The 26983-nt window shown below is 64.9% G+C and carries 25 protein-coding genes; 7 read left to right on the top strand and 18 right to left on the bottom strand.

All coding sequences use genetic code 11. The features are described from left to right. The first annotated feature begins 2 nt into the window (after window positions 1–2). Window positions 3–1064 carry a phytoene/squalene synthase family protein gene (locus tag RN01_RS18060; RefSeq protein ID WP_024570171.1) on the top strand — a complete coding sequence of 354 codons (1062 nt, stop codon included), beginning with the start codon at window positions 3–5 and terminating at the stop codon, window positions 1062–1064. Window positions 1065–1084: 20 nt separating this feature from the next. On the opposite strand, the gene RN01_RS18055 is transcribed toward RN01_RS18060, so the two are convergent. From RN01_RS18055 to RN01_RS18030, 6 genes are all read right to left on the bottom strand, one after another. Further along, a complete protein-coding gene (locus RN01_RS18055; protein ID WP_017511614.1) occupies window positions 1085–2155 on the bottom strand; it encodes a glycosyltransferase in 1071 nt (356 codons plus the stop codon). 128 nt (window positions 2156–2283) lie between these two features. Next, a complete protein-coding gene (locus RN01_RS18050; RefSeq protein WP_024570172.1) occupies window positions 2284–3588 on the bottom strand; it encodes a collagen-like protein in 1305 nt (434 codons plus the stop codon). A gap of 711 nt (window positions 3589–4299) precedes the next feature. Further along, window positions 4300–4623 (bottom strand): hypothetical protein, encoded by a 324-nt coding sequence (locus tag RN01_RS18045; RefSeq protein ID WP_008643159.1) that lies wholly within the window; start codon window positions 4621–4623, stop codon window positions 4300–4302. Between the two features lie 139 nt (window positions 4624–4762). Continuing rightward, a complete protein-coding gene (locus tag RN01_RS34335; RefSeq protein ID WP_011520027.1) occupies window positions 4763–4900 on the bottom strand; it encodes a hypothetical protein in 138 nt (45 codons plus the stop codon). A gap of 91 nt (window positions 4901–4991) precedes the next feature. Beyond that, entirely contained in the window at window positions 4992–5738 is a 747-nt protein-coding gene (locus RN01_RS18035; protein ID WP_017511616.1) for a sulfite exporter TauE/SafE family protein, read from the bottom strand. 98 nt (window positions 5739–5836) lie between these two features. Then, complete coding sequence (locus RN01_RS18030; protein WP_008643156.1) at window positions 5837–6232, bottom strand: FKBP-type peptidyl-prolyl cis-trans isomerase; 396 nt, start codon at window positions 6230–6232, stop codon at window positions 5837–5839. A 171-nt stretch (window positions 6233–6403) separates the two neighbouring features. Here RN01_RS18030 and RN01_RS18025 point away from each other — a divergent pair, with 171 nt between their 5' ends. After that, complete coding sequence (locus RN01_RS18025) at window positions 6404–7021, top strand: hemolysin III family protein (RefSeq protein WP_017511617.1); 618 nt, start codon at window positions 6404–6406, stop codon at window positions 7019–7021. A gap of 16 nt (window positions 7022–7037) precedes the next feature. Here RN01_RS18025 and RN01_RS18020 read toward each other — a convergent pair whose 3' ends face one another. The 6 genes from RN01_RS18020 to RN01_RS17995 form a co-directional block, all read right to left on the bottom strand. Continuing rightward, entirely contained in the window at window positions 7038–8285 is a 1248-nt protein-coding gene (locus RN01_RS18020; protein ID WP_017511618.1) for a CaiB/BaiF CoA-transferase family protein, read from the bottom strand. Window positions 8286–8300: 15 nt separating this feature from the next. Continuing rightward, a complete protein-coding gene (locus RN01_RS18015) occupies window positions 8301–9098 on the bottom strand; it encodes an enoyl-CoA hydratase/isomerase family protein (protein ID WP_011520031.1) in 798 nt (265 codons plus the stop codon). Then, window positions 9095–10621, bottom strand: a complete 1527-nt coding sequence (locus RN01_RS18010) for a tripartite tricarboxylate transporter permease (protein WP_008643148.1) — start codon at window positions 10619–10621, stop codon at window positions 9095–9097. The genes RN01_RS18015 and RN01_RS18010 overlap by 4 nt, the downstream gene beginning before the upstream one ends. 11 nt (window positions 10622–10632) lie before the next feature. Then, a complete protein-coding gene (locus tag RN01_RS18005; protein ID WP_017514743.1) occupies window positions 10633–11136 on the bottom strand; it encodes a tripartite tricarboxylate transporter TctB family protein in 504 nt (167 codons plus the stop codon). 77 nt (window positions 11137–11213) lie between these two features. Then, the gene (locus RN01_RS18000) at window positions 11214–12215 is read right to left on the bottom strand and encodes a tripartite tricarboxylate transporter substrate binding protein (protein ID WP_008641542.1); all 1002 of its coding nucleotides are present in this window, start codon (window positions 12213–12215) and stop codon (window positions 11214–11216) included. 102 nt (window positions 12216–12317) lie between these two features. Further along, window positions 12318–13523: an alanine--glyoxylate aminotransferase family protein gene (locus RN01_RS17995; protein ID WP_024570173.1), complete on the bottom strand. Its 1206-nt coding sequence runs from the start codon at window positions 13521–13523 to the stop codon at window positions 12318–12320. A 250-nt stretch (window positions 13524–13773) separates the two neighbouring features. Between RN01_RS17995 and RN01_RS17990 the strand changes: the two genes are divergently transcribed. The 4 genes from RN01_RS17990 to RN01_RS17975 all read left to right on the top strand — a co-directional run bounded on the left by RN01_RS17990 (window position 13774) and on the right by RN01_RS17975 (window position 19179). Next, on the top strand, window positions 13774–14463 hold the full coding sequence (locus tag RN01_RS17990) for a GntR family transcriptional regulator (RefSeq protein WP_017512465.1): 690 nt from the start codon (window positions 13774–13776) through the stop codon (window positions 14461–14463). 86 nt (window positions 14464–14549) lie between these two features. Next, window positions 14550–17573, top strand: coding sequence for an FAD-binding and (Fe-S)-binding domain-containing protein (locus tag RN01_RS17985; protein WP_017512464.1), 3024 nt, complete (start codon window positions 14550–14552; stop codon window positions 17571–17573). Window positions 17574–17659: 86 nt separating this feature from the next. After that, window positions 17660–18595 carry an aromatic amino acid DMT transporter YddG gene (gene yddG / locus RN01_RS17980; RefSeq protein WP_017512463.1) on the top strand — a complete coding sequence of 312 codons (936 nt, stop codon included), beginning with the start codon at window positions 17660–17662 and terminating at the stop codon, window positions 18593–18595. 248 nt (window positions 18596–18843) lie between these two features. Beyond that, on the top strand, window positions 18844–19179 hold the full coding sequence (locus RN01_RS17975) for a hypothetical protein (protein WP_011520037.1): 336 nt from the start codon (window positions 18844–18846) through the stop codon (window positions 19177–19179). Window positions 19180–19298: 119 nt separating this feature from the next. Here RN01_RS17975 and RN01_RS17970 read toward each other — a convergent pair whose 3' ends face one another. From RN01_RS17970 to RN01_RS17945, 6 genes are all read right to left on the bottom strand, one after another. Then, on the bottom strand, window positions 19299–21737 hold the full coding sequence (locus RN01_RS17970) for a penicillin acylase family protein (RefSeq protein ID WP_017512462.1): 2439 nt from the start codon (window positions 21735–21737) through the stop codon (window positions 19299–19301). A gap of 127 nt (window positions 21738–21864) precedes the next feature. Further along, window positions 21865–23466, bottom strand: coding sequence for a sulfite reductase flavoprotein subunit alpha (locus RN01_RS17965; RefSeq protein WP_024570174.1), 1602 nt, complete (start codon window positions 23464–23466; stop codon window positions 21865–21867). Next, complete coding sequence (locus RN01_RS17960) at window positions 23463–24485, bottom strand: FAD:protein FMN transferase (protein WP_017512460.1); 1023 nt, start codon at window positions 24483–24485, stop codon at window positions 23463–23465. Before RN01_RS17960 ends, RN01_RS17965 begins: the two co-directional genes overlap by 4 nt. Before the next feature lie 22 nt (window positions 24486–24507). Then, a complete protein-coding gene (locus tag RN01_RS17955; RefSeq protein ID WP_024570175.1) occupies window positions 24508–25341 on the bottom strand; it encodes a DUF4198 domain-containing protein in 834 nt (277 codons plus the stop codon). A 51-nt stretch (window positions 25342–25392) separates the two neighbouring features. Further along, the gene (locus RN01_RS17950; protein WP_017511773.1) at window positions 25393–25914 is read right to left on the bottom strand and encodes a DUF2271 domain-containing protein; all 522 of its coding nucleotides are present in this window, start codon (window positions 25912–25914) and stop codon (window positions 25393–25395) included. A 27-nt stretch (window positions 25915–25941) separates the two neighbouring features. Further along, complete coding sequence (locus tag RN01_RS17945; protein WP_011520043.1) at window positions 25942–26613, bottom strand: PepSY-associated TM helix domain-containing protein; 672 nt, start codon at window positions 26611–26613, stop codon at window positions 25942–25944. A 56-nt stretch (window positions 26614–26669) separates the two neighbouring features. Here RN01_RS17945 and RN01_RS33140 point away from each other — a divergent pair, with 56 nt between their 5' ends. After that, complete coding sequence (locus tag RN01_RS33140; protein ID WP_080672827.1) at window positions 26670–26975, top strand: hypothetical protein; 306 nt, start codon at window positions 26670–26672, stop codon at window positions 26973–26975. Window positions 26976–26983 lie beyond the last annotated feature (8 nt).

The raw sequence follows: 26983 nt of genomic DNA, 5'->3' as shown, positions 1-26983 counted from the left end.
CCATGCCAAATCCGAACCGAGCCTTTCTGCTCGGCCCGCTGCTGAAGGGGGTTTCCCGTTCGTTCTACCTGACGCTTCGCATCCTGCCCGAGGGCATGCGCGACCCCGTCGGCCTGGCCTATCTGCTGGCACGCGCCGCGGACACCATCGCGGATACCTCGCTGATTCCGCCCGTGCAACGACTAGACCTGCTGCTGGCGCTACGGCAGCACGTCAACGGCACCCAGAACGACGGTTCGCTCGCGCAACGGCTGAGCGCGGAAGTTGCCAGCCAGCAAACCCAATCCGACGAGAAGGTACTGCTGGAATCGATCGGCCCCGCGCTTGGCGTGCTGAGCCAACTCGATGCATCTGATCGCACGGCCGTTCGCGGTATCGTCGATACGCTGACCGAAGGCATGGAATTCGACCTGCGCACGTTCCCCGACGAGCGCTCGGGCCAGGTTGCCGCGCTGCGGACGATGGACGAGCTCGATCGCTACACGTATCTCGTAGCCGGTTGCGTGGGGGAGTTCTGGACCACGATGACCTATGCCCACCAGCCGGGCACGCTGACGGCAGCGCCGGAGGCGATGCTGCGCCGAGGTGTCCGCTTCGGCAAGGCATTGCAGATGGTCAATGTGCTGCGTGATTGCGGCAAGGATCTGCGCATCGGCCGATGCTATCTGCCGACCGAGGTCCTGGAACGACATGGCATGACGCCACGCGACCTGATGGACCCGGCCAATGCGCTGCGCGCGCGGCCAATTCTGGACGAACTGCTACACGTCTCGCTCGCGCATTTCCGCGAAGCGATGGCCTATACGTTCGCGATTCCGCGCACGGCGATCCGGTTGCGGCTGGCCTGCCTGTGGCCGATCCTGATTGGCCTGGAGACGCTGCTGCTGTTGGCCGGCAACAAGGCGTGGCCCGACCCGGCGCACATCTCGAAAATCCCGCGCGGCAAGGTGTACCGGGTACTTGCGCGAAGCACGGCAACGGTCATGTCGGACACGCTGCTGCGGCGCTGGATGGAAGACCTGATCGCGCGGATCGAGGCCAGCCTCGGCGATTCCACCCGATAGACGCTGCTTCGTCGGCAGCTTCAGCCCGGGACATCGCCGATTGCAAAGGCGAGGTTTCGCGTCACGCGATCGTGCTGCTCGCGCGGCAGGCGCGGATCGGCAAGCAGTTCCCGGCAGAGCCGCGCGCTTTCATCGCGTTCATTGCACCAGTACAGCGCGATCGACAGCTCGTCACGCGCGCGCCAGTCATAGACGGTCTGATCCATAAAGAGCCGGTCATCGGGCTGGGCGATGCCGGTGGCAACACGCGCGAAGTCGCGGGCCAGGACATGGCGCTGCCGCAGCCTGAAATAGCGCGCGAGCTCGCAAGGCGCTTCGGCCCGTGTCGGCCGATAGTTGTAGGCGTCCAGGTAGGCGTCGACGATGTCCCCGGGCGACGCTCCGCCGCCCTCCTTCAGCACCGCCATCTGCAACATCGAGTAATAGACTTCCTCATCCCACCCGCCCATGGTGGCGCGGTTCGCATAGGCGGCAATGGCCTTGTCCACCAGGCCGCCATCACGATAGCTCTGGGCGAGATAGAACTGGTAACGCGTATTGCCGGGATCGGCTGCGAGCGCCTTCTCCAATATCCCTGCGTCTTCCACGAACTTTCTGCCGCTCACGCGCCGCGCGCCGTCGTCGCCGATGCGATAGATCGCGTTCTTCAAGGTGTCGCGACGATACGGACGGTTGCAGTCGATGTATTCGTGGGTCACGCCCGTATAGAAGAACCCATGGCCCAGCCGGATCAGATGTGGCTGGCTGTAGGTCAGCGAGCGAAACTGGACGACCAGGTCATAGCAGTCGGCAGTCAGTTTGCCGAAGTCCGAAGCCTCGATGGTGTCGTCGGCATCGATCAGCAACGCATAGTCACCGTGCTTGGCCGCCAGCGCGAGCGCTTCATTGCGGTTGGTCGAGAAATCCACCCATGGACGTTCGATCAGTTCACCCGGCAGGTCACCGAGCGTATTGCGAATAATGTCCTGTGTCCCGTCCGTCGACCCCGTATCCGAAATCGCCCAGGCGTGAATGTGCGGGCGCACCGCGCGCAGACAGCGCTCGATCACGGCGGCCTCATTCTTGACGATCATCGACAGGCAGATTCGCATTGGCTTTGGTTCTCCATGCTGGCGTGGCAGCGATTGTTGAAGCGGGATGACTCGGAGCATCGGTGGCGCTTGCATCACCGTGCTCCGAGCCCTCCGCAGCTACGCGGTCCTCAGTCGGGCGCGTTCGATCATTGGCACGTCAGCGTGGCATAGACGGCACCGACCCACGTGTTCAACACGACATTGCCGGAGAACTGAACCTGCAGCACATTGCCTGCCTGAACCATACTGCCGATAGTCTGAGTGCAGGTACCCGAGCCGCTGCCGGCCTGACACTGAAGGCCCGTAGCGAAACTGGCACCCGAGCCTGTCAGTAATTCGTTGACGGAGATCGTATAGGGTGTCGAGGGCGCGTTGCCGGTCACAGCCGTCGACAAGGTTACTGTGTTGCAGGCGATCGGCACCATGACGCCGAAATAGGGCTGTAATGACAGGGGGGTTAATCCCGCCCCGGTCATTACGAAGTCACCATTGCCAGCGCCGGCGCCCGACTGGGCGCTAACTACGAAATTCGCCGTATAGAGCGCAGGCCCCGTAGCACCGGTCGCGCCCGTCACACCTATCATACCTGTCGCCCCCGTTGCACCAGTAGCACCAGTGGGACCCGTCACACCTTGGACGCCTTGCATTCCCGTAGCGCCTGCCGCTCCTGTCACGCCCGTTGCGCCGGTCACACCCGTGGCGCCAGTCACTCCCGTGGCACCAGTCGGCCCTGCAGCACCGGCAGGGCCGGTGGGGCCCTGAATACCCTGAATGCCCTGCGGTCCTGTCACGCCAGCGCCGGTGGCACCGGTTGCACCCGTCATACCCGTTGGGCCGGTAACGCCCTGGATCCCCTGCAGACCGGTGGCACCGGAAGCGCCGGTAGCGCCGGTAGCACCCGTCACACCCGTTGGGCCGGTAACTCCCTGGCCCCCCTGGATCCCCTGCAGACCCGTAGCACCGGAAGCGCCGGTAGCGCCGGTTGCTCCCGTGGCGCCAGTAGCACCGACCGCCCCCGTGGCACCGATCAGCGATTTGCCGGGCATCGGCCACGCTCCGGCCGCCTTCGGTCCGAACAGCGTGCTGGAGGCGGTGTTCAGGTAGAAGTCACCATCGTTGCCGTCGCTGGCAATCGGGTCACGCGTCCCATAGCGGATCAGCGTGCCTGCCGGCCCGATCAGCGATACGCCTGCGGACCAGGCGCCATTTGCCTTCGGGCCGAACAGCGTGGACGTGGCCGAATTGAGATAGAAATCACCGTTGACGCCAATGCTGCTCGTGGGGTCGGTAACACCGGTATAAATCATGCTGCCGGCAGGCGTCGCGGCCGGCGTACTGGTGGGCGTGGCTGCGGCCGCGCTCGGCTCCGAGGAATCGCCGCCGCACGCTGCCAGCGTGGCGGCAAGGCATGCCAAGGGGAGTACAGCCAGCTTCCGTTGAGTGTTTTTCATTGGTACTTCTTGGATGAGGTGGAAATGCTGCAAACGGAATCGCTGGCCGCGTCACAAGACGAGCTTTCGTGGAAGCAAAGCGGGTATCGCTAGTTCGGACAGGACTCCGGGGCGCTTGAAGCGAACTGCCGGGGTACTGAAACTACGAAAAGGATGTCAATCCAGTCGGCGATGACGGCGTCGTAGAAGGCGCCGGCATGGAGAGGAGGGCGTGCGGCCGGGGCCGCCGTTGCGGGGCGGCATGATGTCAGGCACCTGCCACGGACATGAGCCGGGCAGCGTGCTGGTACCGCAGAAATTTCGTCGCGCAGAACGCAAAATGCCGGGCAAGCGCTGCCCGGCCGACCTTGTTGGCGTGTTCAACCCGTTTCTCCCGTTCCCTGTTCGGTGACAGGGTGAATATTCTTTTGATTCTTTTTCTTGCTTGCCCGATTCGCCCGGGCGTTTTGTTGGCGTGCGCGACAGCGTCGGCGCAGTTGTCGATGGACTGTGTCCAGCCCGGCAAAATAATCGAACAATGTTGACAACACAATGAAAGAAGCGCCACACCCTGCTTCAGGGGGGGCAAGCTTTTATCACCGCCGCCGTCTGGCGCCCTGTCCGGCGGCTGCCGGCGGGCATTGGACCAAGGCTGCCCTCAGGACCCTGCGAAGGCCCCAAAAAAAGAAGCCCCGCATTTGCGGGGCCTTGTTTCCAACCAGATCTCGTCGCTCATTGGGTCGCCGCCGTCGGTGCAGCAGGCGCCTTCTTGTGAGACTTGCTCGACTTCTTGGTGGTGCTCTTGCTATCGGTCAGCGCTGATGACGTGCTCTGGTTCGCGCCCTGTGTGTAGGGATCGAACTTGTCGCCGGCCCGGGCGGCGTCTGGCGTGTAGCCATCCTTGTTGCTCGTGCGCGCCGGGTCGGGCACATAGCCGTCCTTGTTAGTCGTATGCATATCGTAGTCATAGCGATCAGAGGGACTTGCCGGTCCCGCCGCAAACGCCAGCCCGGGTACAAAGACTGCAACTGCCACTGCAATGGTGAGTGCCTTCATCGGGATTCTCCTGCGGGAACGGTTGAGACCATCGTGCGCTGAGTACGCACAATCCATCACCAAGCCTATGCCGCGGGCATCGAAAATGCCATGAACCAATGGTGTTAACGCGATGCGCGCGGGCGTCGCCGCCAAGCACTCAGGGACGAAGCAGATCGAAGCCGGCCAGCGCGATCACGCCACTCAGCGCATCCGTGGCCATGGAACCCTGACCCAGGATCAGCACGGCAGCCGCGGCCCACGTGGTGGCACAGAAGAGATAGAAGCGCTTGTTCATGGTGAAGCCGATCACTTGCTGCGGGCAAAAGAAGGACGTCAGTATAAACCCTGATATCCACCCACGACAAAGAGCCTGATACGGCGCTTTTTTACAGTTTCGGGACTGCCGCGACCAGCATGGCAATACCCGAGCAGGTCAGCAGCGTCAGCACGATGCGCCGGAACGCGATGTCGCTGATACCAATGTAGACCCGCGTGCCGAGCAATGTGGGAATCAGCATGGCCGGAGCCACGATGGCGAACATCGGCAACATGTCGCTCGTGATGATGCCGGTGCCCACATACACGGCCATCGTCACCAGCAATGCGCCGAGATTGAAGTTCTGGATCACCACCCGCTGCTTGTCCTTGTCGAAGCCTCGCAGCGTGCACCAGAGCGTTGGCGCAATGCCGGTGAACCCGCCAATGCCACCCATGATGCCGCCGATGGCGCCGACCACGGCATCGGCCAGCCGGCCGCCACGGCGGATCGGCGGAATGCGGTTCGAGAACAGCATGATCGGGCACCAGATCACCAGGACGATGCCAAGGCACAGCTTGAACAGATGGACGTCGAGGCGGGGCAGGATGCTGACCCCGATGGGAATGCCGACGATGCCGCCAAGCAGGAACGGCAGCACGGTGGCCAGATGGAACTTGCGGCGCACGGTGAAGGCTGCAAGCAGTTGGCCGGTCAGCGCGCCGAACACCGACATCGCCGAAGCCAGCCGTGGTTCGACGCCCCAGGCCCAGAACGACATGGCAACCATGCCAAACGCGAAGCCCGACAGGCCCTGCACGAATCCGGCAACGATGGCGCCGAGGGCGACAATGAGAAGAACCGAGTCTACCGGCATGTTCTTGTTTTTATGGTTTGCGCCCCGTTCCCGGTCTATACACGAGGGAACGGGGGTGGAGCGAGAGCCGGCCCTGAATCCGCCGGCCCCTTCAATCGTCAGCCGCCAATCCCCAGCAGCTCCACTTCAAAGTTCAGCGTCGCGTTCGGCGGGATCGTGCCCGGCACGCCGCGCTCGCCGTAGGCCGTGGAGGCCGGGCAAGTCAGCTTGGCCTTGCCGCCGACCTGCATCTTCTGCACGCCCTCGGTCCAGCACGGGATCACACGGTTCAGGGGGAACGAGATCGGCTGGCCGCGCTTGTAGGAGCTGTCGAACTCCTTGCCGTCGGTCAGCGTGCCGCGGTAGTGGACCTTGACCGTATCCGTTGCTTTCGGCGAAGCGCCGGTGCCCTTGGTCACATGCTCGATCACCACGCCGGACGGCAGCGTTTCAGCCTGCGCGATACCTGCGGCGCCCAGCGCCACGGCGGCGAGGATCAGGGAGAGTTTCTTCATGGGATATTCGTCGTGTCAGGTTCTCGGGAGTGACGCCTACGCCAGGCAAACCCAGTGCGGACGCCAGCCGGCAAGTGTACATGACCCTGTTGTTTGCGCGGATCGGCCTGCACGCCGGGTGATCCGTGACAGAATGGCCACTTGTCCACAGCGCAGACGGAGGCATTGGGGATGTATCGCGGCGAACGGTTCAACGGATATAGCCACCTGGCAGGAGCGGTGCTCTCGGCGGCTGGCATGGCGGTGCTAGTGACTTCATCGGCACTCCACAGCGACGCCTGGAAGGTCGTCAGCTCCGTCGTCTACGGCACCACGCTGGTGCTGCTCTACACCATCTCCACCGTCTACCACAGCGTTCGCGGCCCCGCGAAGGACATCTTCCGCCGCCTCGACTATTGCGCGATCTACCTGCTGATCGCCGGCAGCTATACCCCGTTCGCATTGGTCACATTACGTGGCCCCTGGGGCTGGACCCTGTTCGGCGTCAACTGGGGGCTGGCCGTGGCCGGCATCATTCAGGAACTCTGGATCGGCCATCGCACGCGCATCTTCTCGCTGGCCATCTACGTCGTCATGGGCTGGCTCGTGCTGATCGCATTCGGCCCGCTGGCGGCGGCCCTGCCGCCCGTAGGCCTGTACTGGCTCGTGGCCGGCGGCGCCATCTACACTGCCGGCATCGGCTTCTTCCTGTTCGACGAGAAGGTGCGCCACTTCCACGGCATCTGGCACCTGTTCGTGCTGGGCGGCAGCATGTGCCAGTTCATCAGCATCCTGTTCTACGTCGGGTAAGCGCCCGATACTCGCCCTATATCTCGGTCACGGTCGCCGCTGATGCGGCCGTCTCCGTGACCACGCCGGCTTCGAGCATCGCCTCGATCTCCGCCTCGCCATAGCCGCATTCCGCCAGCAACGTCCGCGTATGTTCGCCCAGCCTCGGTGACGGGCGATGGTACTGCGCCGGCGTTTCCGATAGCTGTATCGGCAGCCCCAGCGTCCGGATGGGCCCGGCTTCCGCGTGCTGTTGCCGTACCACCATGCCACGCGCCAGCGTCTGCGGATGGTTCAGTGCCTCGCCAATCGAATGCACGGGTCCGGCCGGGACGCCCGCTGCATCGAATGCCGCCAGCCAGTCAGCCGACGGGCGCGTCATCAGGATGCCGGCCATCTCCGGAAGCAACGTGTCACGATGACGCATCCGGTCGGCGTTGCGCCGAAAACGTGGGTCTTCGACCCATTCCGGATGTCCGAGCACCTGCGCGATACGCGCCCAGTTCTTCTCGTTCGCGCCGCCAACGATGATATGGCCGTCCTGCGTCTGAAATGCCTGGTATGGCGTGGCCAGCACGTGCGCCGACCCGCTCGGCCCCGGCGACTCGCCCGTGGCGAAATGGATCGCCGCGTGCCAGTAGAGTTGCTGCAAGCCGGCCTCGATCAGCGACGTTTCCACGATCTGCCCGCGCCCGGTCTTCTGCCGATGCTGATACGCGGCAAGAATGCCGAACGCCGCCAGGATGCCCGCATTGATATCGGCGATGGAGTTCCCGGTGCGCAACGGCGGCCCGCCCTCCTCGCCCGTGATGCTCATGAGCCCCGTGTAACCCTGCGCGATCAGATCGAAGCCGCCCTTGTCGGCGAACGGCCCGGTGCGGCCATAGCCCGAGATCGCGCAATAAATCAGGCCCGGGTTCTCGCGCGACAGCGTGTCGTAGCCAAGCCCGAGCTTCTCCAGTGTGCCCTTGCGGAAGTTCTCAATCACCACGTCGGCGTTGCGCACCATGCGCAGGAACACCTCGCGGCCTTCGGGTGTCTTCAGGTCAAGGGCGATGCCGCGCTTGTTGCGGTTCAGCATCAGGAACGGCGCCGACACGCCGTTGATGGTCGGCTCGCGATAGCCACGCGCGTCGTCGCCACCATCGATCTTCTCGATCTTGATCACGTCGGCGCCGAGATCGGCCAGCATCATGCCGCAGGTGGGCCCGGCCATGATCTGCGCGAGTTCCAACACACGCAGGCCGGACAACGCACCCGGTGCGATTGCAGGGGAATCGGACATCGGTCTGCTCCCAGGTTAGCGACCGCTGAACTTCGGCGTCTCCTTGGCCAGGAACGCGCGATAGCCAGTGCGGAAATCCTCGGTATCGAAACAGTCGAACGCAGCGTCGAGATCGGCGGCCGATAGCGGCTTGCCTTCGGCCAGTTGCCGGGCGAAGCGCTTGTGCCAACGGGCCACCAGCGGCGCGCCGGAAGCGATCCGCTGCGCCGTGGCGCGCGCCTCGTCGGCCACGCGGTCATCGGGCACCACGCGCGAGACCAGCCCCATCGCGTACGCCTCGGCCGCATCGACGATGCGCCCTTCGAACAGCAGTTCGAGCGTGCGCGACGTGCCGATCAGCCGGACCAGCGGCGCCATCTCCGCATGCGCCATCACCAGCCCGAGATTCTTGATCGGCGCGCCAAAGCGGCTGCTCTGGCCACAGATGCGGATATCGGCCATGGCTGCGACCTCAAGCCCGCCTCCCACGCAGATGCCGTGGATCTGCGCCACCACCGGATGCGGGCAGTCCTGCATCGCCTGCGCGGTGCCATGCATGACCGCACCATAGGCCGTGGCCTGTTGCTTGTTGGAACGCGTGGTGGCGAACTCGCCGATATCGTTGCCCGGCGAAAACGCGCGGTCCCCCGCGCCACGCACGACAACGCAGCGCACCGTGTCATCGGCGGAAAGCTCGCGGAACGCCTCGCCAAGCTGCCGCCACATATCGAGCGTGAAGGCATTGAGCTTCGCGGGCCGGTTCAGGACGATGGTGGCGACGGCATCCTCGCGCGTCACCAGCAACGTCCCTTCCTGCTGAATGTCATCGCTCATTCGGACGCTCCCTGATGGGCCGACACGACCTTGCGGCGCCGGGTTTTCTCCAGCAGGCTGCCGAACATCGGCCAGACCAGGATCACCACCGCCAGCGCCATGATCGTGCCGACGAGCCCGTTGGACCAGAACACGTTGAGTTCGCCCTGCGACATCAGCATGGTCTGCCGGAATGCATCCTCCGCGCGATCGCCCAGTACCAATGCCAGCACCAGCGGCGCCAGCGGATACTCGAGCTTCTTGAGCACATACCCGATCACGCCGAAGATCAGCATGAGCCAGACGTCGAACATCGCGTTATGCACTGTGAACGCGCCGATCGCGCAGACCACAAGGATCAGCGGCGCGATGATCGCAAATGGAATGCGCAGGATGGCGGCGAACAGCGGCACCGTGGAAAGCACCACGATCAGGCCCGCCAGATTGCCCAGGTACATACTCGCGATCAGCCCCCAGACGAAGGTCTTCTGCTCGGTGAACAGCAACGGCCCCGGCTGCAGCCCCCAGATCATCAGCCCACCCAGCAGCACCGCCGCCGTGGCTGACCCCGGAATGCCAAGCGCCAGCATTGGCAGCAACGCGCTGGTACCGGCCGCGTGCGCGGCGCACTCCGGCGCGATCACGCCTTCGACGTTGCCGCGCCCGAACGTCTCACGCTTGCGCGAGAAACGCTTGGCCACGCCATAGCCCATGAACGATGCGGCCGTCGCGCCGCCCGGCGTCACGCCAAGCCAGCAACCGATGATCGACGAACGGATCAGCGTCATCCAGTAACGCGGCAGTTCGGCCCAGGTCTTCAGCACCACCTTGAGGTCGATGCTGGCCCGCTTGCCACGGAAGGCTACGCCCTCCTCCATCGTCATCAGGATTTCGCTGATGCCGAACAGGCCGATAACAGCCACCAGGAAGTCGAACCCGCGCAGCAGTTCGGTGGAGCCGAACGTCATGCGCAGCGTGCCGGAAACCGTATCCATGCCGACCGCCGCCAGCGCGAACCCGATGCACATCGCGATCACGATCTTGGCCTTGGCTTCCTTGCCCATGCCGACGAAGCTGCAGAACGTCAGAAAGTACACCGCGAAGAATTCCGGCGGCCCGAAGCGCAACGCGAACTTCGCCACCAGCGGCGCCAGGAACGTGATCAGCAGCACGCCGGCCAGCGCGCCGAGAAACGACCCGGTGAAGGCCGACGTCAGCGCGCGTCCCGCCTCACCCTGCTGCGCGAGCGGGTAGCCATCGAACGTGGTGGCCACGGACCACGCCTCGCCGGGAATGTTGAACAGGATCGACGTGATCGCGCCACCGAACAGCGCGCCCCAGTAGATGCACGACAGCATGATGATGGCCGACGTCGGCTCCATCGAAAACGTCAGCGGCAGCAGGATCGCCACGCCGTTGGGGCCACCCAGACCGGGCAGCACGCCCACGACGATGCCGAGCAGGATGCCCACCAGCATCAGTCCGACGTTGTGCCATGACATCGCCACAGCAAAGCCGCCCATCAACGCATTGAGTTCTTCCATGCCGGTCCCCTTCAGAATCCGAGGGCCGCTTCGAGCGGTCCCTTGGGCAACGGCACGCGGAACTGCATCTCGAAGATCCAGAACAGCACCAGATTGATGGCCACGCCAGTCAGCACCGCGCGCCACCATGCGAACTTGCCGATCACGCGCATGAAACCCGCAATGAAGATCGCCGATGCCACGTAGATGCCCAGGAAGGCGATCAGCGCGACGTAGACCGTCAGCGGCACCAGGATCACCGCCACCTGGCGCAATTGCGGCCACGTGACGAAGACCTTGTCTTTCTCGCCATGCCACGCCTGCCACAGCACCACCATGCACGCGATGAAGATGATCGCGCCAATCCGCATCGGAAAATAGCCGGCCTGCGGGCCGTCCGGCTCCCACCCCGCGCCAATCTGGTAGTTGCTGACCATCACCACCACCGCGCCGATGGCGATCAGCAGCGCGGTGGCGATTTCCGCCGCACGCACCGTGATCGCCGCCGGCGCGGTGTCATGTAATTGTTCGCTCATGAATGTGTCCCCCCGGATCGTTGCCCCCCATCCCATTCAAGGGAGAGGGGCAAGCCATCAGCACTCGCTCTACGGTCTTACTTCGCCGCCAGGAATCCCGCTTCCTTGATGATGTCCTTGTGGCGCGTTTCATCGGCCGTCAGGAACTCGGTCAACTTCTGGCCCGTGAGGAAATCGTTCTTGAGCGCGTTCTTCTCCAGATACTCCTTCCACTCCGGCGTCGCCACCACCTTCTGCATCAGATCCACGTAGTACTTCTGCTGATCTGGCGTGACACCGCCGGGCAGCATGAACACACGCAGCATCTGGTATTGCACGTCCAGCCCCTGCTCCTTGCAGGTGGGGATGTCACCCCAGCTTTGCGTGCCGGTGATCTTGTTCGTGTACTGCATGCGGTCCGGCGCAAACACGCACAGCGCGCGATGCTCGCCGGCGCGCCACTGACCGATCGATTCGGAGGGGTTGTTGACGTTGGAGTCGATATGCTTGCCCGAGAGCTGGGTCGCCGCTTCGCCGCCGCCCTTGTACGGGATGTAGATGAAGCGCACACCGGCCTTGCGCTCGACCTGCGCGGTGATGATCTGGTCCTCGCGCTTGGAGCTGGTGCCGCCCATCTTGAGCTTGCCCGGCTGCTTCTTCGCCTCGGCGATGTAGTCTGCCGGCGTCTTGTACGGCGCCTCGGCGTTGGTCCAGAGCACGAACTCGTCCATCGCCACCATGGCCACCGGCGTCAGGTCGCGCCAGTTAAAGGGCAACTGGCTGATCATCGGCACCGTGTAGAGCGCGGACGAGGTCACCAGCAGCTTGTGCGCGTCACCTTTCGACGCCTTGGTGTCCATCAGCCCTTCGGCCCCGCTGGCGCCAGCCTTGTTCACGACGATCATCGGCTGGTTCATCAGCTTGTGCTTGGCGATGATGCCCTGGATGGAACGCGCCATCTGATCCGATGCCCCGCCCGCGCTGAACGGCACGACAACCTCGACCGGTTTGGTAGGCTCCCACGCGAACGCGGGGCTGGCCCACGCAACACCTAGCAACGAAGCGCACGCGAGCGCGCGTGCGGCATAACGCAACGTCATGGTCTGTCTCCTTTGGGTGGCGGCCGTGCGCTCTGTGGTGCATCGGCCTTGTAGTCGGGAGCGCCTCTGCTGGACGCTCTCTTCTTGCTGCTGCTTGAAACCTCAGGCCGCGCGCAGCGACGGCTGCGATGCCGCGGCGCGCAGGCTGTCCATGGCGGCCAGTACACCGCCTGCATGGTGCGGCACGCCCGCCAGTGCGAAGCCCATCTCCACGCCGGCCAGCGTGCCCATCAGCGTCAGGTCATTGAAATCGCCCAGATGCCCGATGCGGAAGACCTTGCCGGACAGCTTCGACAGGCCCTGCCCGAGCGACATGTTGAAGTGCTCGAGCACGATCTTGCGGAACGTGTCGGCGCTATGGCCTTCCGGCATCACCACGGCAGTCAGCGCCGGGCTGTACTCGGACGGGTTCTGGCACAGGATCTCGAGCCCCCATGCGTTGACGCAGGCGCGCGTGGCCTCGGCATGGCGGCGATGGCGCGCGAACACGTTCTGCAGGCCCTCTTCGAGCAGCATGTCGCACGCTTCCGACAGGCCATAGAGCAGGTTCGTGGCCGGCGTATAGGGCCAGAATCCGTTCTTGTTGGCTTCGATGATTTCATCCCAGCCCCAGAACGCCCTGGGCAACCTGGCCTTGGCCGATGCGGCGATCGCCTTCGCGCTGACGGCGTTGAACGAGATGCCGGGCGGCAACATCAACCCCTTCTGCGAGCCCGACACCGTCACGTCGACACCCCATTCGTCATGGCGATAGTCGACCGAACCGAGCGAGGAAATCGTATCGACCAGCAGTAGCGCGGGGTGGCCAGCCGCGTCGATCGCGCGGCGCACCGCGGCAATGTCGGACGTCACGCCGGTCGAGGTTTCATTGTGGACCACGCAGACGGCCTTGATCTCGTGGTTACGATCCTCGGCCAGGCGCGCGCCGATTGCAGCGGCATCCACGCCATGACGCCAGTCGCCCACGATGAACTCGGCGTTCACGCCGAGCTTGTCGGCCATCTTCTTCCAGAGCGACGCGAAATGGCCGGTCTCATACATCAGCACCTTGTCGCCGGGGGACAGCGTATTGACCAGCGCGGCCTCCCACGCCCCCGTCCCCGACGCCGGATAGATCACCACGGGCTGGGTCGTCTGGAAGATCTTGCGGATATCGGCCAGCACCTTCTTGCCCAGTTGCTGGAATTCGGGGCCCCGGTGATCAATCGTCGGGTAATCCATCGCGCGCAGCACGCGGTCGGGCACGTTGGTGGGTCCGGGGATCTGCAGGAAATGCCGGCCACTGGGATGTGAGTTCAATCGGAGCATGTCGCCTCGTATCCTTATATTTGAATTTTGTATTCAAAAAACAGAGATGCACTGCGCGTCCGTCATGCGGGATAATGTTGGCGGACGCAAGTGCCTGCCTCTCCGCAATAAATCCTTAAAAATCAATGGTTATCTGGATTTCATTGCACCGACTGCGTTGTTTCTGGCGCAACCTGAGGCACCAAATTGCAGTTCGAGCTTGCCCAAGATTAGGTTTTGAATACAATACTGTCAAGCCACACGATCCCTGATGAGCACAAACCCGACCCCCCCTTCGCAAGCCGTCGACCGCCAGATCCTGCATGTGGCGGTGGCTCAGCGCCTGCGCACGATGATCATGGAGGGCGACCTCGCACCGGGCACGCGGCTCAACGAGCGCGTGCTGTGCGACTTGCTCCAGGTTTCGCGCACGCCGCTGCGTGAAGCCTTCAAGGTCCTGGCCGGTGACGGGCTGGTGACGCTGCTGCCGAACCGGGGCGCCGAGGTAGTAGTGCTGTCGCAGGAGGCGATCAACCACCTGTTCGAGATGATGGGCGCGCTCGAGGCGATGTCCGGCGAGCTGGCCTGCCAGCGCATCACCGATGCCGAGCTGAACGAGATTCGCGCGCTCCACTACGAAATGCTCGCTTGCCACGCGCGGCGGGACCTGCCCAATTACTACGCGCTGAACCGCCGCATCCATGACGCGATCAATGCGGCGGCGCGCAATCCGATCCTCGAGGAGACCTATCGACGCATCAACCTGCGCATTCAGGCGCTGCGCTTCCGCTCGAACTTCGATCAGGACAAATGGGACATGGCCGTGCGCGAGCACGGCGCGATGCTCGATGCCTTGTCGAGGCGCGATGGGGCCGCGCTGCGTGACATCCTGCGCGCGCACCTGCAACACAAGCACGACGCGCTGATCGCCGAACTAGAACGCGCGCAGGACGCCGCCTGACCTGACGCGACACGCGCACCCGGTGCGCATCGTCGCACGGCCATGACGGCGTCTCCCAGCGCACGCAACCGGAGACATAGAAGTCCATGGCCTTGCCAACCACCCCCACGCCACCCGGCGTGCAACCGCTGCGCTTCATGCCCGGCGCGGCGGCACCCGCCCTGCAATCGCCGCTGTACCGGCGCCTGGCCGCCGAACTGCGCGGCGAAGTGTTGTTCGATAACGCCAGCCGTGGCCGCTATGCCACCGATGCGTCGATCTACCAGGTCATGCCGATCGGCGTGGTGGTACCGCGCGACGAAGCCGATGCGCGGCTGGCGCTGGACATCGCCCGGGACTTCAAGGCGCCGCTGCTGCCGCGCGGCGGCGGCACCAGCCAGTGCGGGCAGACCGTGGGCGAGGCGCTGGTCATCGACAACAGCAAGTACCTGAACCAGATCATCGACTTCGATCCGGTGGCGCGCACCGTGACCGTGCAGCCCGGCATCGTGCTCGACCACCTGAACGCATGGCTCAAGCCCCACGGGCTCTGGTTCCCGGTCGATGTATCGACCGCCGCGCAATGCACGATTGGCGGCATGACCGGCAACAACTCGTGCGGTTCACGCTCGATCCAGTACGGCAACATGGTGCACAACGTGCTCGGCGTCCAGGCCATCCTGGCCAGCGGCGAGGACGTGCGCTTTGATGCCAGTTGGCCGGCCGAGTCGGCGCCACACCGGGCCATTGCCGACGGCGTGCGCCGCATCGCCATGCGCGAGCGCGAGGCCATCGCGCAGATGTATCCGACCGTGCTGCGCCGCGTGGGCGGCTACAACCTTGATATCTTCGCGCCGCGCAGCGAACGGCCCTATACCACGGACGGCAGCGTCAATCTGGCGCATCTGCTCGTGGGATCGGAAGGCACCCTCGCCTATTTCCGCCACATCACGCTGCAACTCGCGCCACTACCGGCGCACAAGACCCTGGGTGTGGTGAATTTCCCGACGTTCTATCAGTCGATGGATCTCACGCGCCATATCGTGGCGCTGAAGCCGGCGGCCGTGGAACTGGTCGATCGCACCATGATCGACCTGGCCCGCAACAATCCCGCATTCCGCCCCGTGATCGACCGCGCGCTGGTGGGCGAGCCGGAAGCGATTCTGCTGGTTGAGTTCGCCGGCGAGGATCGCGCGGCCACGCTGCAGGGACTGGCCCAACTGGTCGAGCTGATGGCCGATCTTGGCCTGCCGGGCTCGGTGGTGGAAATGCCGGAGCCTGGCCCGCAGAAGGCGCTGTGGGAAGTGCGCAAGGCCGGCCTCAATATCATGATGAGCATGAAAGGCGACGGCAAGCCGGTATCGTTCATCGAAGACTGCGCCGTGCCGCTCGAGCATCTGGCCGCGTACACGTCCCGGCTGACAGAGGTGTTTCACAAGCACGGCACGCGCGGCACCTGGTACGCCCATGCCAGCGTCGGCACGCTGCACGTGCGGCCAATCCTCGACATGCGGCGCGACGGCGCGGCCAAGATGCGCGCCATTGCCGAGGAAGCCGCCGCGATGGTACGCGAGTACAAGGGCGCGTACTCGGGCGAGCATGGCGACGGCATCTGCCGCGGCGAATGGGTGGCCTGGCAGTTCGGCCCATCGCTGGCGCGCGCGTTCGAGGAGGTCAAGGCACTGTTCGACCCCGAGAACCGCTGCAATCCCGGCAAGATCGTGCGCACGCCAAAGATGGATGACACATCGCTGTTCCGTTTCCCACCGAGCTACTCGGTCAAGCCGATTCGGCCGGCGCTCGACTGGTCGGCATGGAACGTCACGCGGGACCCGGTCACCGAGGCCGAGAGCGCGCCGGGCACCGGCACCGATCCGGCAAACGGGCTGGCTGCGGCGGTGGAGATGTGCAACAACAACGGCCATTGCCGCAAGTTCGACGCCGGCACCATGTGCCCGAGTTACCGCGTCACACGTGACGAGCAGCACCTGACGCGTGGCCGCGCCAACACGTTGCGGCTCGCCCTGTCCGGTCAGCTTGGCACCGAGGGACTGCTCGACGCCGCGGTCAGGGACACGATGGACCTGTGTATCTCCTGCAAGGGATGCAAGCGCGACTGCCCGACCGGCATCGACATGGCGAAGATGAAGATCGAGGTCCGCGCCGCCAACGCCAGCGCAGGCCGGCTGCGCGCGCGTGACAGGCTCGTGGCCTTCCTGCCGCGCTACGCGGGCACCGCCAGCCGGCTGCGCTGGTTGTTCAACCTGCGCGACCGCGTGCCCGGCCTGCCGCAACTGACTGAACGCCTGCTCGGCCTGTCGGCCAGACGCTCGCTGCCCCGCTGGCAATCGGCGTTCCTGCGCGATGACTACGTGTCCCGGCCCGTCGGCGGCAAGGAAGTCGTGCTGTTCGTCGATACCTTCAACAATCACATGGAACCGGAGAACGCGCGCGCGGCGCAACGCGTGCTCGAAGCGGCCGGATACACCGTGCATCTGTCCGGGGTGCCGGGAGAGCGGCCTTTGTGCTGCGGCCGCACGTTCCTGGCGGCCGGGCTGGTCGATGAAGCCAGGGCCGAAGCCCGGCGCGCGCTCGATACGCTTTTGCCGTTCGTCTCGCGCGGCGTGGCCGTGGTGGGCCTGGAGCCGTCCTGCCTGCTCTCCATGCGCGACGAATTCCTGCAGTACGGCTATGGCGACGCGGCGCGGCTGCTGGCGAACAATGCGTTCCTGTTCGAGGAGTTCCTGGTGCGCGAACATGCGGCCGGTCGATTCGCTCCCACGCTGAAGCCAATCGGCCGCACCGAGGCCCTGCTGCATGGACACTGCCACCAGAAGGCGTTCGATGCCGTGCGGCCGGTGGAGCAGGTACTCGGATGGATTCCGGAACTCAAGACCTCGCTGATCGAATCGTCATGCTGTGGCATGGCGGGCAACTTCGGATACGAGGCCGAGCACCACGATGTGTCGATGAAGATGGGCGAGCTTGCGTTGTTGCCGGCGGTGCGCGGCGCCGATGCGCGGACGCTGGTGGTCGCCGATGGCACGAGCTGCCGCCATCAGATCCATGACGGTGCCGACAGGCAGGCGCTGCACGTGGCACGGGTGCTGGAGATGGCACTCGGGGCGTGAACCCCGGTTGCGTGGCCCGATCGATAAGGCGGACATGACGCAGTAGAATCGCGTCTCTCCCGTCCACATCGATCGTTCCACGCAACATGGCAGTCACGCGAAGCAGCAAACAGGCAACCCTGATCGGGCTTGTCGCGGTCCTATTCTGGAGCGCGATCGTCGGCCTGATCCGCGGCGTCAGCCAGAGCTTCGGCGCGACCGGTGGGGCGGCACTGATCTACACGATCGCTTCGGCGCTGCTCTGGTTGACGGTCGGCGCGCCCCGGACGCGGGCGCTGCCTCGAATCTATCTGCTCTGGGGAAGCGTGCTGTTTGTTTCCTACGAGCTGTGCCTGTCGCTGTCCATTGGCTATGCCAATACCGGCAGGCAGGCCATCGAGGTCGGCATGGTCAACTATCTCTGGCCGTCCTTCACGATGCTGGCCGCCATCCTGTTCAATCGTCAGCGCGCCAACTGGCTGATCCTGCCCGGCTTTCTGGTGGCCCTGCTGGGTATTGCATCGGTGCTCGGTGGCGATCAGGGCCTGGACCTGCCGAGCATGGCCGCCAATATTCAGGACAACCCCCTCAGCTACGGGCTGGCCTTCGCCGGCGCGATGATCTGGGCGGGCTACTGCACGGTGACGAGCCGGTACGCGCAGGGCAAGAACGCGGTCACGCTGTTCTTCATGCTGACGGCGCTCGCACTCTGGGGGAAGTATCTGTTCACGGACGGTGAAACGATGGTCCTCAGCATGACGGGCGCGATCTACCTGCTGCTGGCCGCCTGCGCCATGGGCTTCGGCTATGCCGCGTGGAACATCGGCATTCTCCACGGCAATATGACGGTGCTGGCTGGCGCGTCGTACTTCATCCCGGTGTTGTCGGCCGCATTGGCCGCCACGCTGTTGCACGCACCGCTGTCGTTCGCATTCTGGAAAGGCGCGGCGATGGTATGCGCGGGATCCATCCTTTGCTGGCTCGCAACACGTGGCAAGGGCGCTCGCTCAGCAGGTTCGTCAGGTTCGGACAACCCGACTTAGAGGCGCATATCCGGCAACGCCGACGCATCACATGCTGGAATCCCGACAATCGGCCAGAGGTAGCGCCGCGCGCACGCGCACATGCGCCGTGCACGACCGATGGATCACCCTGCGGGATATTTCACCCGGGTCGCGAGTGCGGCTTTTCCGGATGCCTGGCAATCCTGACTAGACTGGAACTGGAGCGGATAACACTCCACTACCTGCAACCTGAACACATCCACAAGGATGTTCAAGAAGGGGGCACCATGCTACAAGCCAGTGAAATCCAGACACGTTTTTCGCATCTGCAGCGCACGGTCAGCGAGACATCGAAGACCATCCACGCCGATTCGGCGATTCCCAAGGACTTGATGAGCTGCATGGACGAGCTCGACAAGGAATGCAAGTCCGCGAAGAAGATCATGTCGTCCCGGAACGAGGGTCGCATCCGTCAGTGCGTCGATGATCTCGAACGGATGGGCGATCGCGCTGAGCGCGTTTGCCACGATACCGACGGCCTCCACCATCGGGTCATGGATGCAGTCAGCGCCATGCACCTCGAGCTTGCCGACCTGAAGCGCGATATGCACGAAATGCACTGAGCCGCGAACGGCCGGGACCTGGCCTGATCAGGTAAGGCCCCGCAAAGAGAAAAGGGCCGAGCCCTGCAATGCAGGACTCGGCCCCAGTCAGGCCACCCGGCAGGCCGTGCCACGATCCATCACTGCGGCACCAGTTCCAGCCTCTCCTTGCTTTCCTTCTCCACCGCCTTGCGCGAGTACAGCAGCGGGAAATACTCGCCCTTCGCCCACAGCGGCGCCAGATCGCGATAGTGCGGATTGGCCGGGTTGCCCGACTGGCCCGGTGTGTTCACCACGCGCGACGCATCCCAGTTGCCGACATCGACCACCATGCGGAACGACGCGCCCGCGGTGAGCTGGAAGTCGCTGTTGCGGTAGCTCGTATTCATCGGCGTGAACGAAGACCCGCCGATCGGCCCCGCATTCACGTCGAACTGCTGGCGCTGCTGCGCGTCGAGGATCGCATGCAGCGGATGCTCGAACACCGCCGTGTGAAGCTTGCCCCATTGCCATGTCTTCGGGTCAGGGCCCAGCTTCTTCTCGACCTCGACCATTGCCGACTTCAGCGAGGCCAGCATGACGTCGTTGCGCTTCTCGACGCTCATCCAGCTGTCAGGCCGCTCCAGCACGGCGATCACGCGGCTCGGATCGCCCGCGCCAACCAGCCGCGCAGCCTCCGGTGCGAGCGCGGCCCGCACCACCGCAGTACGCAGATGCTTGCTGAACCAGATCTCGAACAGCGCGGCGGGCGCGCTGTCGGCACGCTCGTTGCCATCCCAGCCGCGCAGCAGATCCAGCCCGCGCTGAATCTGCGCATCGCTGCTGGTGAGCGGCTTGAGCAACGTCACCATCCGCTGCGCGGGCAGCGACACCGTGTCGTTCTGCCATGCCATCGAGTCCTCCACCGAACTGCGCGGATTGGCCGACACCAGCGCCCTGAGCCGGCGCGCGCGCGAGCTTTCGGCCCATTCGTAGCCGACGCCGAGCTTGGCTGCCGGGTGATTCGGCGGGATCGTGTTCTCGTTGGCAGTGACCACGAACCCCGGCGCCGGATTGAACGCCCACGGCAGTTCGTCCATGTTGCGATGGCCGGCCCATTCGTAGCGTCCGTCCCCGGGCACCGGCATCAGGCCATCCCAGTTCGGCCGATTGACGGTCAACCCGCCCGGGAGCCAGCCGATGTTGCCGAAGCGGTCCGCATAGACCTGGTTCTCGCCAGGAGCGCCCCAGCGGTTCATCGCCGCGCGGAACTGATCCCAGTTCTGGGCACGCATGTAGTCCATCGACCCGAAGTACGGTGCCATACCGAGGTCAAGCCATGCCGCGCGCAGCGCCCAGGCGCGGTTGTTCTTCGTGTCGGCATAGAGCACCGGGCCGTGGCGCGTGAAGTCGATCGTGACCTTGCGCGGCGTCGCCTCGCCGCGCACCGCGATCTGCTCGGTCACCGTCTCCATCGGCTCCCAGCGGCCCTTGTACTTGTACTCGTGCGGCTGGGCGGGATCGGTCTCATAGGCATAGAGGTCTTCCTGGTCGATGTAGAACCGCGTCAGGCCGAAAGCAATCGTGCCGTTGTGACCGATGGAGATACCGGGCAGGAACGGCTCGCCCGCGCCGATTACCGACAGGCCCGGCGCGTTCAGGTGGGAGATATAGCGCAGGCTCGGCGCACCGTGCGCGCGATGTGGATCGTTGGCCAGGATCGGTCGCCCCGTGGCAGTGCGGCTGCCCGCGATCACCCAGTTGTTCGACCCCAGGCTGCGCGCGGTATCGCTCGACGCATCGACCGTCGCATAGAGCTGGTCCACCGGGATGTTCTCGGCACGCGTGCCCGATTGCCACACGTCCTTCGGGAAGCGCGGCGCGGCCGTGGCAAGCTCATACGCCTTGCGCAACTCGGCAGCGGGGACCGTGCACGGGTCGAGCCCGTCTGGCACCTTCGGCTCGATCTGCGGATCGAGTTCGCGGCGAACCCAGTCCGCCCGTACCGCGTTCGGCTTCGCGTAGCAGAAGATCTGCGCCCGGTCGATCTCGCCAGTGAGGTTCAACGTCAGCCCGTGATGACGGATACGCACGATATCCTCGGCACGCCAGCGCGACGGCTTGTAGTTGATCAGCTTGAACTCGGGAGGCAGCAGTTCCGGATGGGCCTCGGTCTGCGCGATGTACGCGTTGACGCCCGCCACGAAGGCCTCGGCCACACGCTTGGCATCCGATCCATAGGCCAGCCATTCGCGGTACATATCGCCACGGAACAGCACGGCGCGCGCCATGCGATCGCCTTCCACATAGGCCGGACCGAAGTCTTTCGCCATTTCGCCCAGCCCACGCTTGCGCCACAGATCGATCTGGAAGAGCCGGTCCCGCGCGGCCACGAAGCCTTGCACGAAGAACGCGTCATAGAGCGTGTTGGCGTAGATATGCGGCACGCCCCAGCGGTCGATCAATACCGTTGCAGGCTTTTCCAGTCCGGGGACGGCGAACTTGTCCGGGCCGGCCGCCAGCGCGGGGGCGGTGGATGCGGCGGCAAGCCATGCCGCGGCGACGGCGGCGCGCCGCAGGGAACGGGTCGGGCGAAACATCGGATCTCCTCGTCGGATGCAGACCTGCGAGGATAGCGGAATGTGACGCTGCCGGCGACGCTGCGCCGCCGCAAATCATGCCGTCCGCGATGGCTTCCGCGGCGTCAGCGACGTAACACCGACGACATCAGTACACGTCGCGGCGATAACTGCCTGCTTCGGTCAGTTGCTGTAGTGTGGACTCACCGAGGATGCGCAGGAGCGCCTCCTGCACGCCAGCGGCCATGCCCTGCAGGCTGCCGCAAACGTAGATCGACGCACCCTGCTCCACCCACGCAGCGATCGTCGCAGCCTGCGCGGACACGGCGTCTTGGACGTAGCGCGGCATCGCGCCATCACGCGACCATGCATGGTCGACCCGCTGCAGCACGCCCTGCAATAGCCACGCCGTCAGTTCTTCGGCGTGGAAGTTATCGTGCACGGCGGAGCGCTCGCCGAACAGCAGCCAGTTGCGGTGATGGCCCGCCTCCGCGCGCGCCTTGATCAGGGCACGCAGGCCCGCAAGGCCGGTACCGTTGCCGATCAGGATCAGCGGCCGCCCGTCTTCGGGCGGATGGAAGCTGCGATTGGTGCGGACGCGCAGCGCGATCGACGCGCCCTCGCGTGCGAATTCTGTCAGCCAGCCAGAGGCGAGACCAAGCCGCCCATCGGCATGACGGGTCTGACGTACCAGCAATTCCAGCCGGCCATCGGCGGGCAGCGATGCGACAGAGTACTCGCGGTGCGGCAGCGCGGGCAACGCGTCGACCAGTCGCTGTGGCGTGAATCCGGTCAATATATCCAGCTGGCTATCCGGCAGCGGCAGCCGCGTGGCCAACGCCTCGGACAAGGTCATCGGACGACTGTCGCAGCGAACCGGCGCGGTTCCGTCGAGCGACAGGCGAGCCAGCAACCGGTCTACGACGTCAGGCGACTGGCATGGACCAATCTCGGCAATATCGCCGGCGCGCCATGCCAGTTGCGACGCGTCCTCGGGTTCGAGCGCCAGATGAAAGGCAGCCTCGCCCTGGCTGCCCGGATTGAGCAGCCTGCGCTCCACCAGCCGCCAGCGGCCATAGCGCGGGCGTTCCCAGTCCGCGATTTCCGCACCGCCGCTCAACGCGGACAAATGGTTCTGCCAGTGACGTAACGCGCCGGGGTCGCCGTTGTCGACCTCGACCCTATCGAACAACGGCTGTGCATGATGGCTCTCCAGCCACCCCGACAGCGCGCGGCCGAACGCGCAGAAGTGCGCATAGCTGCTATCGCCCAGTGCAAGGACGCCATAGCGCAACTGGCGCAGCGCATCGGGCGTGGTGCCGGCCAGCAAGCGGCGCGCGAACCCCGACGCCATGTCGGGCGCATCGCCCTCACCCGTGGTGCTGACCAGGAACAGGGCCTGATCGCACGCAGCCAGACGCGCACCATCAAGTTCGGCAAAGGACACGAGTTGCACCGGACGGCCCGCGCCTTGCAACGCGCGGGCCGTTTGCACGGCGAGCTGTTCGGCAAAGCCGGTCTGGCTTGCGTAGGCGACGAGCGTCGGATGCGCGTCTTCGGTCGCGCCATCATTTGCGACATTGGCAAGCGCGGCACGGGCGGCGCGGTGGCGGCGATGCCCGTCGAGCACGCCCCAGCAGAAACCAACGTACGCGATGACCACGCCGGCTGCGATGGCATCACGACCGTGCGCGAGCACGGACAGCGCCACACCGGCGACAAGCATTACCCACGGTAGAAGACGCATCATGTTTGCATCGCGGCGAACGCCGGGGTGACCCGCTCATCAAAGCCGTGCGGCGTGCGCACCAGGAAGCGGGCAGCCAGGCCCTGGCGCGTGGCGAAGGTGATGCCGGCTTCTGGCCCGAGCACGGTCAGTGCGGTGGACAACGCGTCGGCCAGCATGCATTCGCGATGGAGCACCGTGACGGACGCCAACGCATGCGCGGCCGGGTAGCCGGTGCGTGGATCGATCGTATGCGCGTACCGCCGCCCATCGTGTTCGAAGTAGCGGCGGTAGTCGCCCGACGTGGCGATCGACAGGCCGAGCAACGCCACCAGCGTGCGCAGCGTGCGTCCAGTCCCGCCCTCGGCAGTGGCGGATGCCGAAGGGGACTCCAGTTCGATCCACCACGGCATCCCATCCGGCTTCAGCCCCTGGCCACGCAACTCGCCGCCGATCTCGACCAGATGATGGGGCACGCCCTGGGCCAGGAGATAGCGCGATACCGCATCGACGGCAAACCCCTTCGCGATCGCGCAGAAATCGAGTGACAGTCCGCCCGGCTGGCGCGCGCGACGCGCCGATGCGTCGATCTCGATCCGTTGCCAGCCGCAATGCTGGCGCGCCCGCGCCACGTCATCGGCCGTAGGCGCGGTGTGCCGCTTGCCAGCCGGGCCGAAGCCCCAGAGATCGACGAGCGGGCCGGCGCTGGGATCGTAGGCGCCACCGCTGTCGCGCGCGGTGTCCAGCGCCGCCTGCAGGACCGTGAAGCAATCCTCGGGCAGCGTGACCCAGGCACTGGCGTCGGCCCGATTGAAACGGCTCAGGTCCGATATCTCCGACCAGTTGCTCATCTGCGCGATAACCTCGTCGAGCACCGCGCGGATGCCTGCCTCCAGGCCGCCGCCGTCCTGCCCGCGCGCCAGCACGGCGCGGACAGCCCAGGTCGTCCCCATCGTCTCGTCCGCCCACTGCGCGATCGAGCCTTGCGGCTCGGGCACGGGCTGGGGTAGGTCCAGCGTGACGGGAATAAGAACGCGATTCATCGGCGATATCGTAGCGGCCGTCTTACTGCGGCAGCACTTCCACCGTCACGGCGTAGGTAATGCGGCGAGCCGTGGCGGGCTTGACCGATGTCTTCTGGTCGCGCAGTTCGGCTTCCATCCAGTACATGCCGGCAGCCGGCCACTTCACCGAGAACTTGCCGTCGGCGTCGGTGGTCGTGTCGAACTCGTTGAGACGATCGCGATAACGAACGCCGCCCGGCACCACGGAAACCGTCTGGTTGGCGGCTGGCTTGCCGTCGAGCAACAGACGGAAGCTGGCCGTCTCGCCTGCGGCGAGGTCGTTCGGATGGGTGATCGGCGCAAGCTCCAGGCCACGTCCGGTCGTCGTCAATGCCTGCTTCGACGGCTTGCCGCTAGTGACATACGATTCCACGCGGCTGGCCATCTCGGTCACTTGCAGTTCCTGCGCGTTGGCGGGGACGTTCGCGGCCAGGGCATCGGCGGCGCCGCGCCAGCGCTTGGTCTGCCCGTTCTCTTTCCAGCTTGCGAACAGGCCCTGGTTGACCACGGCGATGCGGTACGTGCCTGGCTGCGTCAGCGGCACGTCGAACGTGCTGCGGTACTTGCCAGTCGACGCATTCTCGGGCTTTACCGCCGCGCCATCGGGGCCGGTGACCACGAGGTTGTCCAGACGCATCGGCATGTGTTCGAAATAGAACAGGTCGTTGGACACCGCGGCGTCCACGGTCACCCACTGGCTGCCGCCGGACAGCACGGTGGTGGACGGCAGCAACCACTGGCGGTGGGCATGAGCGGCCAACGGCGCTAGCGCAGCAAGCGCGAGGACTGCAACGCGGGTGGAAAGTCGGGTGGAGAAGCGGGCAGGCTTGTTCATCGTCAGGCTCCGGTCAGATCAGTTCAATGCGTTTGCGGTGATTGGCGCGGCTCACGGCTTCAGGTCGACAGATACGCCGCCGAGCTCATGCTCGCCCTTGGCGCTCGCGCTTTGCGCGGCCTTGGGCGGCCATGCGAACGGCACACGCACGAGTTCGCGTCCGCCCACTTCGCGCGCGGCTTCCACCACGAGCTGGTAATCGCCGGCTGGCAGCTTGCCCAGCGGCGCCTTGCCATCGCTGAACGTCAGCGCGTGCTCGCCGGGAGCGCGCGTGGCACCCGATACGCCATCGGCCGGAAGCTGCATGTCGCGGCCGGCCTTGCGCCACCACTGGCGCATGTCCTTGAGCCACTTCGTGCCCTGGCTTTCCTTGTTCTTCGCGTCGTACCAGACCGCCAGCGTCGTCACCGGGCTCTGGTCGGCACGCTCGATCCACATGGATACGTAGGGACGGTGGTACTCGGCCACGTTCAGGCGGGGAATCTCCACCTTGACGTTCATGTCGGCGGCCATGGCGGGTGCCAGCGGCGCTGCGGCAAGGCCGGTGATGGTGACGGTCAGGAGTCGGCGCATGTCGAAACTACCTTTCTCGGTTGCGAATCAATGAATGAACAGGATGGCCAGCAGCAGCGGCACAACGAGCCCCGCGCCCACCAGCGGCCACGTGGCCATGCGGCCCCCGGCATGAAGCTTGAGCAGGAACAGCCCGGTGACGCTGAAGATCAGGCAGGCCAGGGCGAATATGTCGATGAACCAGCTCCATGCATGGCCCGTGTTGCGGCCCTTGTGCAGGTCGTTGAAGTAGGAAATCCAGCCCCGCGATGTCACTTCGTACTGGACCTCGCCGTCTTCGAGCGCAACGCTGAGCCAGGCATCGCCGCCGGGGCGTGGCAGGCCAACGTAGATCTCGTCGGCGGACCATTCGGCCTCGCGTCCTGCCGCCTCGATATCCATCGTCTTTGACAGCCAGTCGGCCAGCACGCGCGGCACCGGTCCCTTCTGGTCTTTCTGGTCCTTCTGGTTTCCCGCCAATGCGTTCGCGGGCGCGGCGCGCTTCAGCGCATCCAGCAGTTCGCGCGGCGCGGTCTCGTGGCGCGTGACGACCGACGGCGAGGCCTCGATCTGCCCCGCGTGATTGAGCGTGAATCCCGTGACGGCGAACATCAGCATCCCGATCAGGCAGATCGCGGAACTGATCCAGTGCCACTGGTGAAGATGCTTGAGCCAGAAGGCGCGGCGCTGCTGGCTGGAAGCTGGCGTGGATTCGGTCATCGGGGGTGTTCTGGGCAAGCGTGCATGGCTGGCGGAGAGGCTGCCGCATCGGCGGCATGGCGAAGACGCCACACTCCCGCGGGAAAAACGAAGGAGATGGTAATGGTTCTCATTTAAAAGAACAACCATCTGAAAGGCTTCGGATCGGGCTCGTTGATTACGGTTCGTTACGCGGCACCCTCAAAGTCCCTAACAACGTGCTGCACAGCAGAAATCAAAGCGGCGCGCGCATCACTATTACCTATCGGTGGTATTTCCCGATCAAGTTTGACGATGACGCCGCCGTTATGGCCGGTCAGAGAGGACGCGCGAAGACAAACCATACAAAGACCCGAAAGCGCCCCAATCAACAACCGATGTGAACGGAGGA

The sequence above is a fragment of the Cupriavidus sp. SHE genome (assembly GCF_000812445.1).
GTDB lineage: Bacteria > Pseudomonadota > Gammaproteobacteria > Burkholderiales > Burkholderiaceae > Cupriavidus > Cupriavidus metallidurans.
Note: the sequence above shows the minus strand (reverse complement) of the source record. Positions and strands in the feature narration are given on the sequence as shown.

Excerpts from the sequence above, each read along its gene's own strand:
- RN01_RS18025 (WP_017511617.1), top strand. The coding sequence starts at position 6,404 with ATGTATCGCGGCGAACGGTTCAACGGATATAGCCACCTGGCAGGAGCG.
- RN01_RS17975 (WP_011520037.1), top strand. The coding sequence starts at position 18,844 with ATGCTACAAGCCAGTGAAATCCAGACACGTTTTTCGCATCTGCAGCGC.
- RN01_RS17960 (WP_017512460.1), bottom strand. The coding sequence starts at position 24,485 with ATGAATCGCGTTCTTATTCCCGTCACGCTGGACCTACCCCAGCCCGTG.
- yddG (WP_017512463.1), top strand. The coding sequence starts at position 17,660 with ATGGCAGTCACGCGAAGCAGCAAACAGGCAACCCTGATCGGGCTTGTC.
- RN01_RS17995 (WP_024570173.1), bottom strand. The coding sequence starts at position 13,523 with ATGCTCCGATTGAACTCACATCCCAGTGGCCGGCATTTCCTGCAGATC.
- RN01_RS18015 (WP_011520031.1), bottom strand. The coding sequence starts at position 9,098 with ATGAGCGATGACATTCAGCAGGAAGGGACGTTGCTGGTGACGCGCGAG.
- RN01_RS17950 (WP_017511773.1), bottom strand. The coding sequence starts at position 25,914 with ATGCGCCGACTCCTGACCGTCACCATCACCGGCCTTGCCGCAGCGCCG.
- RN01_RS18000 (WP_008641542.1), bottom strand. The coding sequence starts at position 12,215 with ATGACGTTGCGTTATGCCGCACGCGCGCTCGCGTGCGCTTCGTTGCTA.
- RN01_RS18045 (WP_008643159.1), bottom strand. The coding sequence starts at position 4,623 with ATGAAGGCACTCACCATTGCAGTGGCAGTTGCAGTCTTTGTACCCGGG.
- RN01_RS17955 (WP_024570175.1), bottom strand. The coding sequence starts at position 25,341 with ATGAACAAGCCTGCCCGCTTCTCCACCCGACTTTCCACCCGCGTTGCA.
- RN01_RS18060 (WP_024570171.1), top strand. The coding sequence starts at position 3 with ATGCCAAATCCGAACCGAGCCTTTCTGCTCGGCCCGCTGCTGAAGGGG.
- RN01_RS18010 (WP_008643148.1), bottom strand. The coding sequence starts at position 10,621 with ATGGAAGAACTCAATGCGTTGATGGGCGGCTTTGCTGTGGCGATGTCA.
- RN01_RS17945 (WP_011520043.1), bottom strand. The coding sequence starts at position 26,613 with ATGACCGAATCCACGCCAGCTTCCAGCCAGCAGCGCCGCGCCTTCTGG.
- RN01_RS18055 (WP_017511614.1), bottom strand. The coding sequence starts at position 2,155 with ATGCGAATCTGCCTGTCGATGATCGTCAAGAATGAGGCCGCCGTGATC.
- RN01_RS17985 (WP_017512464.1), top strand. The coding sequence starts at position 14,550 with ATGGCCTTGCCAACCACCCCCACGCCACCCGGCGTGCAACCGCTGCGC.
- RN01_RS17965 (WP_024570174.1), bottom strand. The coding sequence starts at position 23,466 with ATGATGCGTCTTCTACCGTGGGTAATGCTTGTCGCCGGTGTGGCGCTG.
- RN01_RS18020 (WP_017511618.1), bottom strand. The coding sequence starts at position 8,285 with ATGTCCGATTCCCCTGCAATCGCACCGGGTGCGTTGTCCGGCCTGCGT.
- RN01_RS18050 (WP_024570172.1), bottom strand. The coding sequence starts at position 3,588 with ATGAAAAACACTCAACGGAAGCTGGCTGTACTCCCCTTGGCATGCCTT.
- RN01_RS33140 (WP_080672827.1), top strand. The coding sequence starts at position 26,670 with ATGGCGAAGACGCCACACTCCCGCGGGAAAAACGAAGGAGATGGTAAT.
- RN01_RS17990 (WP_017512465.1), top strand. The coding sequence starts at position 13,774 with ATGAGCACAAACCCGACCCCCCCTTCGCAAGCCGTCGACCGCCAGATC.
- RN01_RS18035 (WP_017511616.1), bottom strand. The coding sequence starts at position 5,738 with ATGCCGGTAGACTCGGTTCTTCTCATTGTCGCCCTCGGCGCCATCGTT.
- RN01_RS17970 (WP_017512462.1), bottom strand. The coding sequence starts at position 21,737 with ATGTTTCGCCCGACCCGTTCCCTGCGGCGCGCCGCCGTCGCCGCGGCA.
- RN01_RS34335 (WP_011520027.1), bottom strand. The coding sequence starts at position 4,900 with ATGAACAAGCGCTTCTATCTCTTCTGTGCCACCACGTGGGCCGCGGCT.
- RN01_RS18030 (WP_008643156.1), bottom strand. The coding sequence starts at position 6,232 with ATGAAGAAACTCTCCCTGATCCTCGCCGCCGTGGCGCTGGGCGCCGCA.
- RN01_RS18005 (WP_017514743.1), bottom strand. The coding sequence starts at position 11,136 with ATGAGCGAACAATTACATGACACCGCGCCGGCGGCGATCACGGTGCGT.